Annotated in this window: 18 protein-coding genes; 5 read left to right on the top strand and 13 right to left on the bottom strand. The window is 44.8% G+C overall.

The genetic code is table 11. The annotated features are described in order from the left end of the window. The first annotated feature begins 3 nt into the window (after window positions 1-3). Window positions 4-690 (top strand): response regulator transcription factor, encoded by a 687-nt coding sequence (locus B2633_RS14230; protein WP_483171394.1) that lies wholly within the window; start codon window positions 4-6, stop codon window positions 688-690. A 238-nt stretch (window positions 691-928) separates the two neighbouring features. On the opposite strand, the gene B2633_RS14225 is transcribed toward B2633_RS14230, so the two are convergent. From B2633_RS14225 to B2633_RS14210, 4 genes are all read right to left on the bottom strand, one after another. Beyond that, window positions 929-2,026 carry an alpha/beta fold hydrolase gene (locus B2633_RS14225; RefSeq protein WP_483171393.1) on the bottom strand — a complete coding sequence of 366 codons (1,098 nt, stop codon included), beginning with the start codon at window positions 2,024-2,026 and terminating at the stop codon, window positions 929-931. A gap of 26 nt (window positions 2,027-2,052) precedes the next feature. After that, window positions 2,053-2,487, bottom strand: coding sequence for a MaoC family dehydratase (locus B2633_RS14220; protein WP_483171392.1), 435 nt, complete (start codon window positions 2,485-2,487; stop codon window positions 2,053-2,055). A gap of 188 nt (window positions 2,488-2,675) precedes the next feature. Beyond that, the gene (locus tag B2633_RS14215; protein WP_483171391.1) at window positions 2,676-3,257 is read right to left on the bottom strand and encodes a hypothetical protein; all 582 of its coding nucleotides are present in this window, start codon (window positions 3,255-3,257) and stop codon (window positions 2,676-2,678) included. Between the two features lie 36 nt (window positions 3,258-3,293). After that, a complete protein-coding gene (locus B2633_RS14210) occupies window positions 3,294-3,644 on the bottom strand; it encodes a phasin family protein (RefSeq protein ID WP_483171390.1) in 351 nt (116 codons plus the stop codon). Between the two features lie 481 nt (window positions 3,645-4,125). Between B2633_RS14210 and B2633_RS14205 the strand changes: the two genes are divergently transcribed. Next, the gene (locus tag B2633_RS14205; protein WP_483171389.1) at window positions 4,126-4,974 is read left to right on the top strand and encodes a helix-turn-helix domain-containing protein; all 849 of its coding nucleotides are present in this window, start codon (window positions 4,126-4,128) and stop codon (window positions 4,972-4,974) included. Window positions 4,975-5,085: 111 nt separating this feature from the next. Here B2633_RS14205 and B2633_RS14200 read toward each other — a convergent pair whose 3' ends face one another. The 5 genes from B2633_RS14200 to B2633_RS14180 form a co-directional block, all read right to left on the bottom strand. Beyond that, window positions 5,086-5,349 (bottom strand): hypothetical protein, encoded by a 264-nt coding sequence (locus B2633_RS14200; RefSeq protein WP_483171388.1) that lies wholly within the window; start codon window positions 5,347-5,349, stop codon window positions 5,086-5,088. 2 nt (window positions 5,350-5,351) lie between these two features. Then, the gene (gene sfsA / locus B2633_RS14195; protein ID WP_483171387.1) at window positions 5,352-6,044 is read right to left on the bottom strand and encodes a DNA/RNA nuclease SfsA; all 693 of its coding nucleotides are present in this window, start codon (window positions 6,042-6,044) and stop codon (window positions 5,352-5,354) included. A gap of 145 nt (window positions 6,045-6,189) precedes the next feature. Then, window positions 6,190-7,167 (bottom strand): ornithine cyclodeaminase family protein, encoded by a 978-nt coding sequence (locus tag B2633_RS14190; protein ID WP_483171414.1) that lies wholly within the window; start codon window positions 7,165-7,167, stop codon window positions 6,190-6,192. 120 nt (window positions 7,168-7,287) lie between these two features. Next, window positions 7,288-8,412 (bottom strand): aminotransferase class I/II-fold pyridoxal phosphate-dependent enzyme, encoded by a 1,125-nt coding sequence (locus B2633_RS14185; RefSeq protein ID WP_483171386.1) that lies wholly within the window; start codon window positions 8,410-8,412, stop codon window positions 7,288-7,290. Between the two features lie 73 nt (window positions 8,413-8,485). Beyond that, window positions 8,486-9,607 carry an agmatinase family protein gene (locus B2633_RS14180; RefSeq protein ID WP_483171385.1) on the bottom strand — a complete coding sequence of 374 codons (1,122 nt, stop codon included), beginning with the start codon at window positions 9,605-9,607 and terminating at the stop codon, window positions 8,486-8,488. 605 nt (window positions 9,608-10,212) lie between these two features. Here B2633_RS14180 and B2633_RS14175 point away from each other — a divergent pair. Both B2633_RS14175 and B2633_RS14170 read left to right on the top strand, forming a co-directional pair. Beyond that, on the top strand, window positions 10,213-10,938 hold the full coding sequence (locus B2633_RS14175) for a type II toxin-antitoxin system prevent-host-death family antitoxin (protein WP_481043004.1): 726 nt from the start codon (window positions 10,213-10,215) through the stop codon (window positions 10,936-10,938). 3 nt (window positions 10,939-10,941) lie between these two features. Beyond that, complete coding sequence (locus B2633_RS14170; RefSeq protein WP_481040690.1) at window positions 10,942-11,082, top strand: hypothetical protein; 141 nt, start codon at window positions 10,942-10,944, stop codon at window positions 11,080-11,082. 23 nt (window positions 11,083-11,105) lie between these two features. On the opposite strand, the gene B2633_RS14165 is transcribed toward B2633_RS14170, so the two are convergent. From B2633_RS14165 to B2633_RS14150, 4 genes are all read right to left on the bottom strand, one after another. Then, window positions 11,106-11,873, bottom strand: coding sequence for a glycosyltransferase family 2 protein (locus B2633_RS14165; protein WP_483171384.1), 768 nt, complete (start codon window positions 11,871-11,873; stop codon window positions 11,106-11,108). Between the two features lie 186 nt (window positions 11,874-12,059). Next, window positions 12,060-14,141 (bottom strand): glycosyltransferase, encoded by a 2,082-nt coding sequence (locus B2633_RS14160; RefSeq protein ID WP_481040686.1) that lies wholly within the window; start codon window positions 14,139-14,141, stop codon window positions 12,060-12,062. Continuing rightward, window positions 14,138-15,202 (bottom strand): polysaccharide biosynthesis protein, encoded by a 1,065-nt coding sequence (locus tag B2633_RS14155; RefSeq protein WP_481040684.1) that lies wholly within the window; start codon window positions 15,200-15,202, stop codon window positions 14,138-14,140. Before B2633_RS14155 ends, B2633_RS14160 begins: the two co-directional genes overlap by 4 nt. A gap of 11 nt (window positions 15,203-15,213) precedes the next feature. After that, complete coding sequence (locus B2633_RS14150; RefSeq protein WP_483171383.1) at window positions 15,214-16,110, bottom strand: dTDP-4-dehydrorhamnose reductase family protein; 897 nt, start codon at window positions 16,108-16,110, stop codon at window positions 15,214-15,216. Window positions 16,111-16,351: 241 nt separating this feature from the next. On the opposite strand from B2633_RS14150, the gene B2633_RS14145 reads away from it, so the two are divergent. Continuing rightward, window positions 16,352-16,536: hypothetical protein (locus B2633_RS14145; RefSeq protein WP_483171382.1), on the top strand; the 185-nt coding region annotated here is incomplete at its 3' end.

Raw genomic sequence — 16,536 nt, 5'->3', positions numbered from 1 at the left:
ACGATGAAAAAAATCCTGGTGATAGAAGATGATGTGAATATTGCCGAACTGCAGCGGGATTATCTGCAGATGAGCGGCTATGGGGTGGAGCTGGTTCAGGATGGAAAACAGGGCTTGCAGAAAGCCCTGTCCGGCAGTTATGACCTGGTGATCGTCGATCTGATGCTCCCTGGAATAGACGGCTTTGCTATTATACAGGGCATACGAGCCAGGCAGGAAATACCGTTGATCATCGTATCGGCACGGAGTGAAGATATTGATAAAATCAGGGGGCTGGGCCTGGGCGCGGACGATTATCTGACCAAGCCCTTCAGTCTGGCCGAACTGGCTGCCCGGATCAAATCCCATATTGCCAGATATGAACGCCTGCGGGGCAAAAACACCAGCTTAGGCATCATCAGCCACGGGGGCCTGGAGATCAATACCGCATCCCAACAAGTTTTTATTAATGGCAAAGAAGTCAAACTGACCGCCCGGGAATATCAGCTCTTGCTGTTTCTGGCCTCTAATCCCAACATTGTTTTTAACAAAGAGCAGCTTTATGATGCCATATGGGGGGAAGAGCACTATGGGGAAACGGTTACGGTGGCGGTTCATATTCAGAAAATTCGCAAGAAGATTGAAAAAGATCCCGCCAATCCTGCCTATATAGAAACCTTATGGGGAAGCGGCTACCGGTTTAATGCTTAACGTTTTAGCCGGGCTTTGATCTTACCCGGGTGACCGGATTGAACATAACTGGCAACCTTACTTAAACACAAACCCGTGCTGGCATTTATTTATGGCAGCGTGCGGGATGTATCGGAAGTTGCAGCCTCAGAATCAGTGATATTTCCAGTAAAACATGCGGGTGCGGGCAGAGGACGCCAAGCAGGGCACTAACCGCTGCAATATCCTGTCTGAGACTGCACTACTGGTGCTGCAAGCATTAACCAGACCTGGCTCCCAACCATCCGCTGAGCAGCGGATAGACCTGCTTCTGTGCAACTTTGCCGAATACCAGGCCGCCATGGCCTATGTTAAACTCATGGTATTCATGGTCCGGGGAAGAAAACGCTTGCAGGGCGATTTTTACTTGATGCGGCAGTACGATATGATCCCTTGCCCCGGCCAGCACCAGCAAGGATGATTGGATACGGGCCAGATCCACCACTTTTCCACGCAATCTGAACTCATTATTGATGAGCTGATTATCCTGGTACAAGTCCTTTATCCATTGCCGGTAGGCGCCGCCAGGGAAGTTGACGTTGTCATCAACCCATTTGTTTAGCACTTTCCATGAATGAACCGGGACTTCTTCATCAATCATTTTCCACAAGCGGGTGTAGGTGCCGATAAAATTATTTACCGGATTCAGCATTTTAAGGCCAATGTCAACAAATTCTTTAGGCACCAGTTCAAAGGTGTCTACAATTTTATCCACATCATTTCCAAAGGCCGTATGAAGCCATTGCGTCACCAAACCCGCATTGCCGAAATCGATGGGTGAAGCCAGCAAAACCAGATTCCTGATAACCGGTTGGGGAAATAAAGACGCATACATGGCAGACATGGTGCCGCCCATGCAATACCCGATGATGCTTAATTCTTGGCTGCCTGAATACTGGCAAACCTTTTTAACCGCCCGGGCGATGTAATCATAAACCAGATCCGCCATAGTGAGGTTGCGGTCCTCCCACTCGAACTCTCCCCATTCCAATAGATAGACATCGAAGCCTTTCTTAACCAGGCTCTCCACCACGCTCATGCCCGGGGTAAGATCCAGCACATAGGCTTTGTTGATCAGCGCATAAAGGAAAAGAACCGGTATACGGTGAGTTGGCTCCTGGTCCGAATAATAGCGGTATAATTTGGCCTTGTTCTTACGCCAGACAATCTCCTTGGGGGTCATGCCGGTCTGTGGATAGGGATCAAATGAGAGTATTTCCGACCATTTTTTGGTGTTCTCTAAAAGGCGGTCATAGCTTTCTTGCAGTTTTGCACCAACCTGTCCTGCAGAGCCGGTAAAGAACATGTTCTTTGACATCCCATGCCATCCTTTCTTGCTTAGTGCTATTCCACCTGAATCACATGCCGTCGAGGCGGAATGGCAACGGCTTCTCCTTCAATAATCATGTCGCCGTGCTGATTGTAGCAGCAGGTGCGAAGTTTGACTCTTCCCCGGGGCAGCAGTTCTACGACTTCCACCTCCGCTCTGATGGTGTCGTTGAAAAAGCAGGGCCTTAAAAACCGGGCTTGCTGGCTTTCATAAACAGTTCCGGCACCTGGTAAATGATTGCCGACAATATTCGAAATCAATCCGAGCAACAGTATCCCATGAACGATTCTGGCTTTAAAATGACCGCTCCCGGCCCTCATTTCATTGACATGAAGCCAGCTGAAATCCCCGCATATTCCTGCATATAAATAGACGTCGGTCTCGGTAATCGTTTTTTCAACAAAGGCTTTCTCTCCTACGATAAGCTCTTCATAGGTTTTTTCTATCATAATTGCCCTCCCTTCTCAGCCCGGATACTAACTCGTCCTTTTCCCGCTCTTAAGATTAGCGGCTAAAAAAGTTTTACCAGGTGTTTTTGTCTATTGCGATAAGGATGAGCAATAAGGGTGAGGTTGGTTTACGCCTGAAAAACACCTTTTTGTTAAGATTTAGGTGATAAAGCAGGCGTTCCGGCAGTTTAAGGCTGTTTAGGCTCACCCGGCTTATCTTTATCGGCCTTTTTCCTATTGCGGTTTGGTTTGGGGGCTGTGATTTCATCCTGTGGATTTTTGCCGGCCTCAGGAGAAATGGCATTGCGCTGGCTTTCGTAAAGGCTGAGCCTGTTTTGTATGGACTGAAGGTTTTCTTTGATAGAGGCCATTTCATTCTGGAAGGCCAACTGGGATTCTACCAATTTAATCAGATTATTGGTCAGTACCGCCATACCGGAGGAGAGATCGCTGTCAAAACGGTCCAGCTTTTCTTCCACTGACACCACCAGTGCCGCTATGCGCGCAATATCCTTTTTTGTCGGCAGAGGATGGTTGGCAAAGAATCTGTCCAGATTCTGGCTGGTTGCTTTGTAGGCAGACAGGTAACAGCCGCCCATTTGCTCAAGCAAGGAGACAAAGCTTTGGCTGGCGATAAACTCTTTGACCGAGCGTGCCAGAGCCTCCTCGCTTTCAAAATACAGGCGTTTCCATGCTTCAGTGAAATCCGGTATTGTTTGGCATCTATCCTGGTTTAACTGATCATGTTCCTGGGTTTCATCAACAGGCACAATTTACACCTCGCTTTAGTGCAGACTATAAATAATCTAGGCATTCTCCACCTTTTTCGCCAGTTCGTCGACTTTTTTAGAAAGATCCTGAATCAGAGTATTGTTGGCCAGATTAATATGTTGGTAGGTATTCATCACGGTTTCTTCCACGATTTTTTGAAACTGTTCTTGGTTGATGCGCGCCTGTTTGCTGAGATCTTCCACTAACCTCATCATTTCTTCCCGCGCGGTTTTATTTTGATCCAGCTGTTTGCGCGTTATATTCTCTATTTGTTCCTGAGTCCAAGTTAGGCTGCCTATGCTCATCAGCCACATATCCCACATTTTTCCCACGGAATTTTCCATCATATTAAAGCTTCTGTTCAGGTTTTCCTTGGCATTGTCCATTTTTAATACCCTCCTTAAAATAACGAAAATTAAAATGTGCTTGACGTCTTTAAACCAACCCGCTGCATACGTAAGACAAATATCCTTTTTGGCCTCTTGCATCACCTCCCATGGAAATCCGGTACATTTGGAAAAGAAATACCAGTGGCAGTCTCTTACTGCTTAGAATTATAGGAAGGATTGCTTTGCGCGGGTGAAAACAATCCCTCCATTTGTGGGAAATTTTTTCCCACAAATGGAGGGTATTTACGTCAAGTATTTTATGTAATGCGGGATGCGGTACGTTACTCGAAGGCAGGCGGTGAACGAGGCAAGGCTTCTTTGAAATATATTTGAATTATATAATTAAAGAAAAGGGACTATAGATAGCGCCAAGGATTTAAGGTGCTTTCTGAAGGGAGGGATTGAGAAGTTTCTCATAAGCTATTGAAATCATGTTTTATTTGTTTTCAATATCCTATGTGAAAGGCGGTAGATCAAAATGAAACGAAATGAAGAAAAAATTTATTTTATGAATAAAAAACAATTATTGGCGATATTTCATTATAACATTCAACTGATCTATAAAACCTATACCAATTTGAGCCTGACAAAACTGGCCAATAAATTAAACATTCCTTCATCAACTCTTTCCAGATTTATTGATGAAAAAAACGACATTCTTCCCCAAACTCAAACCCTGTATCGTATTTCCAAAAGCCTAGGCATCAGCATGGATATGCTTTTAACTGAAAAGCTGAATAAGAAGCAGTTGCCCCAAATTTTTCCCTTTAAAGTGCATAGAGAAGAAGAAAAAAGAATAAAAAGGTATCTTTGTGGAAAAGTCAGCGAAGGCTGCCAAGAATCGTTCAAATTGTATTATCTTAATACGGATCTCTCCGGCAACCGGGAATTGATTCATGAAGGCGAATTACAAGTTCTGGCCAAAAGTGAAAATGAGGAAAGCGAGTACTTTGTCATCGCGGATTTTGGCCTTAATATAGAACATAAAAAAAAGAAACATTATGAAGGAGATATCAGCATATCGGCATATCATGTATATATGAATCTTAAAGCCACCGGGATTACAAAGGAGCGCCTTCTGATCGTTTTATACGACCAGATATCAGATAGCAGTTACAAAGGGGGCTTAGGTCTACTCATCTCCATATCACGGGGCCTGAAAAGAGCCCCTTGTGCGCAAAAGATTATCTTATCCAAAAATCCCTTCGGGCAAAACGAAAAAGAGGAGATCCTGCCCCAACTTTTAAAATGCAACGGCCAAATTTCGTTATTACAAATCACCGAAGAACAAGATCAAGAAGTCTATAAAATGCTTCCGGTGTTATAAAACAATATAATCCCTCTTCGCGCCAAAGCCACCGCCGCACCGAAAGCAAGGTCTGCTTTACATTTGCAGTACAATGCATGCACCTCTATTTCCAAAGGGGAAGTTGTGATTTCATAAAGCCAACATCAGCTGGAGCTTGTGCCTTCTATTATTAAACAGCCTTGCAGGGCGTTTTTCTTCGGCAGTTGTAGTCCATTCTGCCGGGATTTCATCAATGATGGCGTGCAGTTGACCCTCTCCGATGCATTCCACCTTATCCAGCCATAAATCAAAAGGGGCTTCACCCGCTGCCAGTTGGGTAATGCCTGATGAACCATGGCAACCACTGTATCCGCCAGCATGTGGAGATCTGCCAGCGATTGGCAATCTGCACATGACTAATTTTGTTGAGTCAGTCTGACTTCCACCCAGTCTCTGGCAGCTATGGAATCAGGTTTAACTTCACAATCAATGGCCATAATTTTGACCCCCTGTTGGTGGGCATCGATCAGGGCCCGGGCAAAGGCAGGATGGGTTTGCAGATTGGGTGAAAAATACCTCACATCTTTCATTTGGATGATAAAAAACAGGTAAGCCTGATAGCCGTCATTTACGGCCTGGCAAAGTTCGGTGACATGCTTGATTCCCCGTTCCGTCGGTGCGTCGGGGAATAGCGCCACCCCGTTCTGTTCTAAAGTAACCCCCTTGACTTCCACCAATATTTGTCTGCTCCCGGTTTCAATATAAAAATCGAAGCGGGAGTTCCGGTATCTGTGTTCCGGTTTTATCAGAGCAATATTATCGAAAAAATCACCGCTTATGGCCCATTCATAAAACACTTTATTGGGTACCTGACTGTCCATATTGACCAACCGGCTGCCTTTGTAAACCCCAATTAAATCATATTTGGTTTTGCGCTTAAGGCCTGAGGCCCGTTGAACCAGAACTGACGCGCCCGGAAGCAGGAGCTCTTTGCACCGGCCGGTATTTTTTACATGGCAGATTTCCTTCCGCCCCGCTATTTTTATATGAGCAATGAATCTATTGGGCCGTGAGAGAAAGACCGCTTTTTCAATGTTTTCATACTGCATCTGTTTCTATTACCCGTTTCCCAATAAGAATAAATATAAACGTTACAGACCAGGATTCTATGGGAGGCCGCTTCCAGGCGGCCATGGGGACTGCCTCAGGATATAAAATGAAAAGACCTTGCTTGAAGGGGGGCGGGTTTCGAATTTAAAACTCAACCTCCAGGCCGATGTTCAATTGCTTTGCTTTCTCAAGTAATTTGGCTGAAACAATCAAGTCCTGTATAGCCATCCCTGTGGCATCAAAAAGTGTAATGTCATCTTCCGACCTTCTGCCTGGTTTCATGCCTTCAAGGACCTCTCCAATTTCAGTAATATCATCTGCTGAAATCCTCCCGGATTTTGCAGCATGTTGACACTCACCCTTTTGTATTACTTGGGCACGCGAATCCCCGAATAATCTTACATTTGCCATTAATTCCGGTTCGATTTCCTGTTTGCCCGGCATATCAGCCCCAATGGCATTAATATGTGTACCTGCTTTAATCCATTCTTTACTAATAAAAAACTCTCGAGACCGTGTACAGGTAACAATGATATCTACTTGACCGGCTATTTCCGCAAGCTCAGCATAAGGCACTGCTTTTAGCTGTAAATTTGGAAACTTGCCATTTTGTTCGTTGACAAACCGGCAGCTGTTTTCATCGATAATGTCGCAAATATAAATTTCTTCCAAGGCCGGCATTGCGGTTGCAAGCCCCAGTAACTGGGCTCTTCCCTGATTACCGGCGCCAGCGATCAATACCCTTTTAGAATCTTTTCTTGCCAATGCTCTTGCTGCTACAGCGCCCGCGGCACCTGTTCTCATAAAAGTTATCGGTGTTCCGTCAAGAATTCCTATGGGCTGCTGTTTATCCACATCCATCACAACGATTAATCCTGCCAGGGGAGCAAGCCCCCGCTGGGGATTTTCAGAGCAAAAACCCAGCATTTTCATACCGAATACACCTGCGCCGGCAAGATGACCTGATTTTAAATCCATTTCCCGCTTTCCGCTTTCAAAGTGATGTACGATTACGGGAAATACCCCGGCCTCTTCTCTGGCATAAAGTTTGTACGCCAATTCCACATCGGAAATCGCATCGCCCATGTTGAGCAAATCATTCGTTTGCGCACTGCTTAAAATACGAAGTGAATACAGATGTATTGCTCTCCTTATCAGTCAGTCTTTCAATTTCGTCCCTATATTTACCCATCAGCCATCGAGCCCGGCAGTCATTTCCCGCAAAAGGTAATAAAGCTCATTCTATTTTTCCATCTTTGTAAAATAATCTCCCAGCAGTCTAAGTCCTTCTTTAAGCATTTCCGGCTTGCCAAATCCATAGCCCAACCTGAACGTATACGGAATTTCGAAACAATCACCATGGCAAAGCAATACGCCGGTTTTTTCATATATGTCCAAACATAATTCATCACTTGGAATATCAAAATCATATTTTATGAATACTGTGGAACTCAAGCTTTTGTATTGGCATGATAAGTGCGGTTGCGTTTCCAGCCATTTATCAAGGATTTCTTTATTTTCTCCGACGATTTCCCTGGATCTGCTCAGAATCTTTTCGTAATTTTCAAAAGCGATGGCTGTGATCCATTCATCAAATACGCCGCCGCAAATGGTGTCATAGGAACGTCTGTTTTGAAGTCTTTCATAAGTGTTTCTATCCCGGGTAACAACCCAGCCGACTCTGGTTCCCGCCATTGAAAATACCTTTGATGTGCTGCTGGTTGCAATGCCTTTTTCGTATACATCTACGATGGATGCCATGTAATCATCGCCTAAACCTCTATAGATTTCATCACATAATATATAGGCATTCACTTTTTCAGCGATTTTCCCAATCTCTCTCAACATGTCCTCTTCGATATAAGATCCGGTCGGATTGTTGGGATTGGTGAGTAGGATCATCTTGGTATTGCTATCAACCAATCCGCGTAATTCATCCAGGTCCGGCAAATAACCGTTTTCTTCCTTTAATTCAATATATCTGATCTCCACTTGCATCGATTCCGGAATTGAATAATGCTGTTGGTAATTGGGCATAAAGATAACCACATTGTCTGTGGGTTCCAACAGCTCAGTAATTACCATGTTATTGGCGCCAGTGCCTCCATGAACCGTCAAAATCATATCCGAGGTTACTTCCCGGTACATTTTGCTTATCGCTTCTAAAAGCCTTCTAAAGCCAAAAAAGTGTCCATAATGAAGGCTCATTTTTTCTACTTCTTTTAAAAATTTGCCGCAATCCTCGCCGATAAAGTCAAATAATTCTTCAACCGTAAATGCCTTCACACAGCTTGCACCCAAGTTGTACTTGCATCCTTCATCCCTCGGATTCAGCCATTTTTCAAGTTTGAATTCATTAATACGCATGTTGTTATCTCCTATATTGCAATTTTTATCCCCAAACCATACTTTACATAGACTGCCGCCGCCGCACCCAGGCCTATTTTCCATCACGTTTTCTTAAGGCTATTCCTCCCAGAAACTCAGCCGCGACACGAGCACAGAATTGTGCGCCCATGCCATTCAAATCATAATCAGGGGTATACTCATTGATGTCACAGCCAATAATCTTCTCTCTTGTGATACGGCGCAGAGCATGGAACATTTCATCCATGGTCAGCCCCCAGAATTCCGGAGCTTTCTGCGACATCACCTGACTTGGATCCATAACGTCAATATCCAGAGAGAAATAAATTCCATCCGTACCATTGGTGGCTAATTTTATAGCTTCATTCATCACATCTTTGATACCGCATTCTTTTACTTCATCAATCGTAATGACACGATGTCCCAATTCACGGGCCACATTTCTTTCGAATATAGAATTGCGTACCCCCCTGATTCCAACGCAAACAAAGTTTTCAGGACTTATTTTGCCAAGTTCAAGAACCTGGCTCCATTCTGTTGAAGCCCAGTTTTTTGGCTCATGTGAAAGATCCATATGGGAGTCAAACACGATGAGTCCTATTTTCTTAGTTCTTGGTTTAAGTATGGCTCGTAGTGTCGGTGTAGGCACAGTATGATCACCGCCTAAAATGATAGGCACCGCTCCTGCCGCTACAATATCCGCTACTTTTTCTTCCGCCCGTTCAAGATTACCCTCGATATCATCCGGTGTGTATGGCACATCACCATAATCCACCACCCTGATATGATCCTCAAAAACCAGATCTTTATCGATTTCAGGGAAATAACCGCGGTTATGATTGATGGAGTAATAAATGGAATACTTGCGTATCATATCCGTACCTTGATCAGCCCCCATGCGCCAGTACACAGACCCCTGAGGCGGTCTGCCGCAAGTAGGCGGAGCCATTATCATAGGAGTTTGAATGGTCAGGCCTTCAAAAGGGATGCCCAGAATGGCTGCATCAGCACCTTGCAAGTCCTGCGGTTTTTTTGCCAGTGGATACTCCATAAAAGTCGGGGTATCGCCTTTCAAGATAGAAAGTTCGATCCTCTCCCCGCGAGCCTTCTGCGTTTTTAGCAAATCCATGGCATTTTCAAAAGCAAACTTGATCTGTTCCTTTTCCTTTGCGCTAATAATTTCATTATCTGACATTCTTTTACCTCACTTTCAGTACGGTTATTTCAGGGCATGTCCCGATTCTTATGCCGCCTTTGTATGCAGCAATCCCCGCCGCCATATTTCTTAATCAAGCCCATAAAAAACAAGCCGCTTCACGGTCTGCAACACAGTTAATGGTACAAAGGGTTGGCCTCTTTTAAGGCCCTGGTCATAAATGCTTGGTACGAACATCTCTTTCCCTGTACTCGTTGTCAGTGCTGTAGAATTAGTAAATGCAGCTTTTCTGCATAGTTTAGACTTTATTCTTGATTATTTTCTCCAATTATATCATTAAAACCATAATGGCGGCCCATTTGCTTTACTGCTGGCCTGTCTGGGCTTGGCTGACGGACATTTACATATACCCCAGAGGGTAGGGGAATCTGACTTTATGCGCTATTCCGGCTCTCCAAAAGGAATTGGAAAAGAGCGGATGGAGGATTCAGAGTGAGGGGACCGGGCCATATCGATATTTGAAAATCAGCGGAACGAAGAGAAAAGCAGCATATATGAGTAAAGATAGGGCGGGGGAAGCTCGCAATATATTAGCTAAATATACACATAATAAACATATGTATAGCTAATATGGAGGGGATATGATGAGGGTTCCATCGACAGAGGTTCAGAATAACTTTGGCAAATACTTAAAATATGTGGAGGTCAACGAAGAAATCATCGTAACTAAAAATGGAAGGGATGTTGCCAGGATATTACCGTGCGATGATCAGAATAGCAGCCTGGTGGCGGAAGACGCCGCAGAATATCAAACCCGGGAGGGCCGGGTGACCTATGAAGAATTTCTGGAACTTGTGGAAGCTTCCGAGCAGCGTTTTGAGATGATTGACGGAGTCATATACAATCTCGCCTCGCCCTCTTACGAGCATCAATATGCTCTTAACGAAATTCATGGCACATTTTACAACTGGTTTAAAAATAAAAATTGTATTCCCCTTACTTCTCCCTTTGATATTACTCTTTTTAAGGCAGAGGACAATATTTGTGTTGTTCAGCCGGATATAATCGTAATCTGCGACAGGGATAACATGGACAAAAAAGGCCAGTACAAAGGAGTCCCCACCCTTTTGGTGGAAGTCCTTTCGCCTTCCACCAGAAGCAAGGATATGCTTAAGAAGCTGGAGCTTTACAAGCAATGCGGCGTTAAGGAATACTGGATGGTTGATCCCAAAAATAATCTGATATATGTTTATATTCTTGATAAAAATGAAATAGCCGATAGCATAGCTTTTCAGAAAGGCGCTCATGAATATGCGGAGTCAGTATATTTCAGTGGCTTGAAGGTAGCCTTGACGGATGTATTTTTGTAGAGCATGAATGTAATCAAATCCGGGTTAAGCTGGTTGAAAATTATTCATACATCCGACTGGCGGCAGAACGATCTCATTTGTACCTACAGTGAAGCGGTAGCTATGGTTCAAGAAGAGGGCGCCGGTTTGGAAACGGGGGCTTAAGATGAAGATATTAAGTGGGTAAACTATAGTCTGCCCCATTCCCGATGCTGATTGCGGACCACTTGGTTTTGGCGTTGATAATAAAGGTTACGATTATACTGAGTTTCAGGAGAGTTTTCCATGGCAAACCAGATTCTCTCGTGGTACAAATGGATAGCGGCCGCAGCGGTTTGATAATAACTGCAGCCGTTCTTAACCAGTCTGATCATTAAGTCATTATCGTCATAGCCTATGCCGGTAAAATCCTCATCATAGCCGCCGATAGCAAAGAACTCCTCTCTTCTGATCGATGTTAAGAATGGCAGTTTAGTATTCAAGCCAGGGTAATTGTGATAAAAAGCGTTAAGATCAAATTTGCCCCCGGTTGCATTGAGTTGACCTAGGAAAGAGCCGCCCTGGTCATCTCTAGCGATGGGGATGCCCATATACTTGGAGTTTGATAATAATGGCAAGCTTAACTGGGCTATACAATCATTAAGATGAAACATTTCCGCACAGGATAAGATCAGGACCTTACCGCGTGACATTTTGGCCCCTATGTTGATCGCAAACCCCGGCACCCGCCACTTTATGGCTCCGTCCAGGTTTCGCTGGCCGGTAAAAACGTATTTTAGATTCAGTATGTGCTCGTATTGCTTGCAGATGGCTTCACTTTCATCCTCAACCCCATCATTTAATACAATGGTTTCAAAATCTGCCGGCATTGCCTGCTGGGCAAGAGAAAACAGCCCCCATTTAAGAAGGTGAGGCCGCTGGAAGGTAGTGATAATAATTGAGGCGGTGCATTCCATCTATATTGTCTCTCCTTAAATTAAGTGCCGATTACCGATTAATTCTGTGGGCCTTTGCCGCGTTTCTTCGAACACCTGGAATGGAGCAGATGGGGTTTTGGAGCTGAAAAGCTGCTGGACCTGGAAGATTTCTCCGGGAATCAATGCAGCGTCTGCGCCCTCAGGGTTTACCTAATTAAACCTTGCTTAGTCGTCTTTTTCCCCCCATTGAAAGTGATACACTACACTGTCAAAGACGGTTTGATGTATGATCCCATGAGCATGTAATTTTTGCATTAACACTGTGTCTCCCGATATACAAGCCTCTCCCCATTTAGCTATTATCGGATCGTATATATTGCTGCCGACCACGACTTGCCCTTCGGGATATCCGCCCGCCATTTCAAAATGCTTTTTGCGTATCAGCAATGGCATGAATAAACCGCCGTTCTCCACCTTTGACTGAGCAATGGCAGCTGCATATTGCTGGAATTCATTTTCCCGGTAAGAACTATAGTTGCGCCCCAGGTCCTTTTCAATACCATACTGCCCGCTGGGCAGCTTCCCAGACTCAACCAGGCGGGAGCAAACGCAATTGCTGCCGTTATATGCCCGCCACAGGTTATCAAACCAACCAGGGCTAAATGCCATATCCGAATTAATAAAAATCAAAAAATCCCCTTTGGCCTTGGCGGCTGCATAGTTATAGGCGCGATAGACGTTATTTACATACCATTCGGCACGCTGTTCAGCGCTGTTGTTAAATTCATAATGGGGAATATCATGTTCCCGGAGGTATTCTATTACCTCATCAGTGGCATCATTAGCCACGAAGAAAAATTCCTTTCGCGTCATTTCTGTATATTTGAGCACCTGTTCATATACAAATTTAAGCCAGGCCACACTTTTATAGATCAAACATATTATTGAAAAATGCGGTCTGAATACTTCTTCCCGGAATTCCTCCACATAAGCCAGGGATTGTGACCAGTTTAGCGGTTCCGGCTTTTCGTCATCTTCCCATAAACCTTCGGGGAAGTATTCCTGCGGAACCTTTTCCAGGACCAACTGTTCTTCGCTTATTAAGCGATCCAACATATCATAGCCACGTTGCCCATGAGATTCATATACCAGGTATTTATGGGCCAGGCGCTGTTTGGAAGAAAATCCGTAATGCAAGACTTTGATGGTATCTACCCAATGCAAGCGCTTAATGCTGGGGGGGTAAGGCCTTTGATGGAGGCCGGGTTGGGGTTTGTTATAGCTCATGCCCGGTGTGACCCGCCATAAGCGCACAAACCAGCCAACATCATACAGGCTGTCTAATCTTCTCCAACTATGACTGCGCCACAGATTCACCTCATGAAAAACCACCCCGTCGATTTGTCGATCAATACACAGCGCACAAATCCCCTGCAAATGATCGACTGCGCTGGCGGTCAATACTTCATCGGCATCCAACCATAATATGAAGTCGGGTTCAAGCTTTAATGCCTCCTGCAGCAAAACCTGTTTATGACTGATCTCATTGGCAAAATCATTTTGAATTCCTCGAATAACGTAGGGGGTTTGGCTGAGCATGAACTCGTAGCTGCCATCAGTGCTGCCGTCGTCGTAAACTACAATAGCATCAACCAACGGTTTCGTGTATCTAAAAAACCTTTCCAAATTGGCCTTAATCATTTCGTTATATACCTGGCAGATACAGACGATTTTGTATTTCCGATCCGGCTGCCTGGGTTCTTGCCAGGATAGTTGCAACTGGCGTTTTCTACAGATCGCGAGGCCAGGGGATGCTGGTATGGTCATTATTTCAAATTCATCGCGGTATCGTGACAATTCTTCTGCCGCCAGGTATGCGGTGCCGCACCAGGCGGGGTTAAGCAGTTCCTCGCTGCCGGGATGCACATCATGCAGCAGTATCAGTCCGTGGGGAGCAACATAGGGAAGATATGCGTAAAAGTCCTGCAATACTGCCCCTTTGGAGTGATCAGCATCGATAAACAGCATGTCAATCCATAAGGAACCTGCTTTTATTTGCTGGGCAAACTCCAGGGTGGTGCTGTTAATAAATTGAGTTTTAGATGATTTCGCCATAAATTGCCCGGCTTCGGGATTTAAATCCACTCCAATTAAATGATCCGCAAAAGGAATCACTCTATTAAAAAGAGCACAGCGGTATATGCCCAGTTCGACATATACTCGGGGTCTTAAAATGCTGGCCAGGTGAACGATAAAGTCTTCGTGCCAGATCAATCCTTTATGGGACGATAAATCAATGGTACTCATCGCAGCAATTCTCCATCATAATTCAATTCTTCATTTATATTGAGGTGATGCTGATACAAGAGTTGTTTAGTCTCCGGTGCACTAAGCACGTTGTCTCCCGAACTATATTCCTGGTCAAGCATGTTAATCCCGTATTCCTCCTGATAAAGCTCGGGAAGCATGGGTTTTATGGCGTAGTACTGACCGCGCTCATAGGTGTGCCAGGCTTCTTCATTGGAAACCAAAATCTCATGTACCTTCTCCCCAGGCCTGATGCCAGTAATAATTACGTTAATGGGACGGTCTTCTATAAGCGCTTGGGCTATGTCGATAATTCGCGCCGAAGGCACCCGAGGAACATATATTTCTCCAGGCAGGGCCTGTTCTATAGCAGTAAAAATGGTATCCACCGCCCGATCCAATGACAAGAGAAAGCGAGTCATGTCTAAAGTCGTGATGGTAACCGGCCCTCCGCTTTTTATCTGGTCGTGAAAAAGGGGAATTACCGAGCCTCGCGAAGCCAGGACATTGCCGTAGCGCACACCAATAAACCGAGTATGGGTACTGCCGATATTGGCATTAATAAAAACCCGTTCCTGAATTGCTTTGGTCATCCCCATAACATTAATGGGTTTGCAGGCCTTATCTGTAGAAACCCCCACAACGGTTTCAACAGGAAAATGGAATTGTTTAATAGCCCGAACAATGTTTTCGGCTCCACCAATATTGGTTTGAACCGCTTCACTGGGAAAATACTCGCATGAAGGAACTTGTTTCAATGCGGCCGCATTAATGACAATATCAACCCCGTCTAGGGCTTGACATACTGAGAGGTAGTTGCGTACGTCGCCAATACGGAATTCAACCAATCGCTCAAAATCGCGGTAAATAATTTCGTCTGTGGCCATTTTATTTTGCTGGTAAGCCATTCTCATAAAGTGTTGTTTAGCCTCATCGCGTGAAAAAATAATAATCTTTTTTGGGCCATAGGGATGCATAGCCAATAAGCGTCGGGTTAACACCTTCCCAAGTGATCCGGTTCCACCGCTGATCAAAACCACCTTATCCCTAAACAATGACATTGTCATGCCTCCTATCTGATGCCGTACGGGCCAGTCAAATAATCTTGATACATTTGTTCAATCATTTCCGGCCAGGAAGGAAGGGAATAAGATAATAAACTGCGCAACCGCGTGGAATCTAAAGAACGATCGCAGATGGTGTCAGCATAGGGAATGATGTCTATGTCTTTGCCGTATTGTTGTGCCACCAATTTTAATAAGTCATATTTTGAAATCGGTTGTGATGACAAATTGTATATACCGCTTAAATTCGACTGCGGAAGAATGAAAACATCGATCACCTGAGCAAGCACAATGGTAGGCAAACCTGAAAAAATATGCCGCGTATACCCGTATATCGCATCATGCTGCGCCAGAAACCACTCTATCAAGCCAAGCCGGGAACAGAGTTCGTGCCCTATTATTGAAGTTCTAAGTGTCAGGCAGTGGGGATAGCTTACTTCTCCCAGAGACTTACACCTGCCATAAAGGTCAACCGCATCTGAAATATCGTTTTCAGTATAACTACCGACCTTTCCGCTAAAGACGCAGTCGGTGCTGATGTGCAGCAGACGAATCCTGTTGTCTTCACAGATTTGGGCTAATTTGTGAGGAAACAAGGCATTGATATAGATATTTTCAACGTGGTTATTTCCCAGACTACTCTGCTTGATTATACCGATGCAGTTTATTACCCAATCCGGCTTAATCGAAGCTATAAGCGAAGATATACTATCACTGCAGTGAGCGTCTATGCCGAAAAAAACATTTTGGTCAGGGTAAGATGAAAGCATTTTGGTGCACCCTTCCCGGCTGCGGGCTGTACCGTACACCCGTAATCCTTCACATTTGGTAAGGTGCATGAACAATTTGTGACCTAACATGCCATTTATTCCAAGGATTAAAACTTCAGAGTCTTCCAATCGCACTCATTCTTTCTTGACCGGTCTCTGCCCGGGATTTAGTGTTACGATATGCCATTAGTGGTAAATAAGTGCCATTCTTCATAAAGGCAAAATATTTACCATTAATATCCATATCTTCACACCTTCGCGCTTTCCTTCATATAGTGTGGTTGTAACCTTCCATGTTATGGGAAAGGAGGTATGTAGATGGGAAGAAATCATAGAATAGGATGGCCATCAACATCATGTTGTTGTCGTTGCGAATGTGACGACCTCATCGGAGCAACTGGCTGTACTGGATCTACTGGTGTTGGTGGAGCTATTGGAGCAACCGGGGATACCGGAACTACTGGAGCCACCGGGTGGACTGGAGCCACCGGGTGGACTGGATCTACCGGGTGGACTGGATCTACAGGGTGGACCGGATCTACCGGGTCGACTGGCGATACC

This window comes from Syntrophomonas sp. UBA1041, assembly GCF_002316705.1.
GTDB lineage: Bacteria > Bacillota > Syntrophomonadia > Syntrophomonadales > Syntrophomonadaceae > DTU019.
The sequence above is the reverse complement of the archived record's forward strand: the minus strand, read 5'-3'. Positions and strand labels throughout refer to the sequence as shown.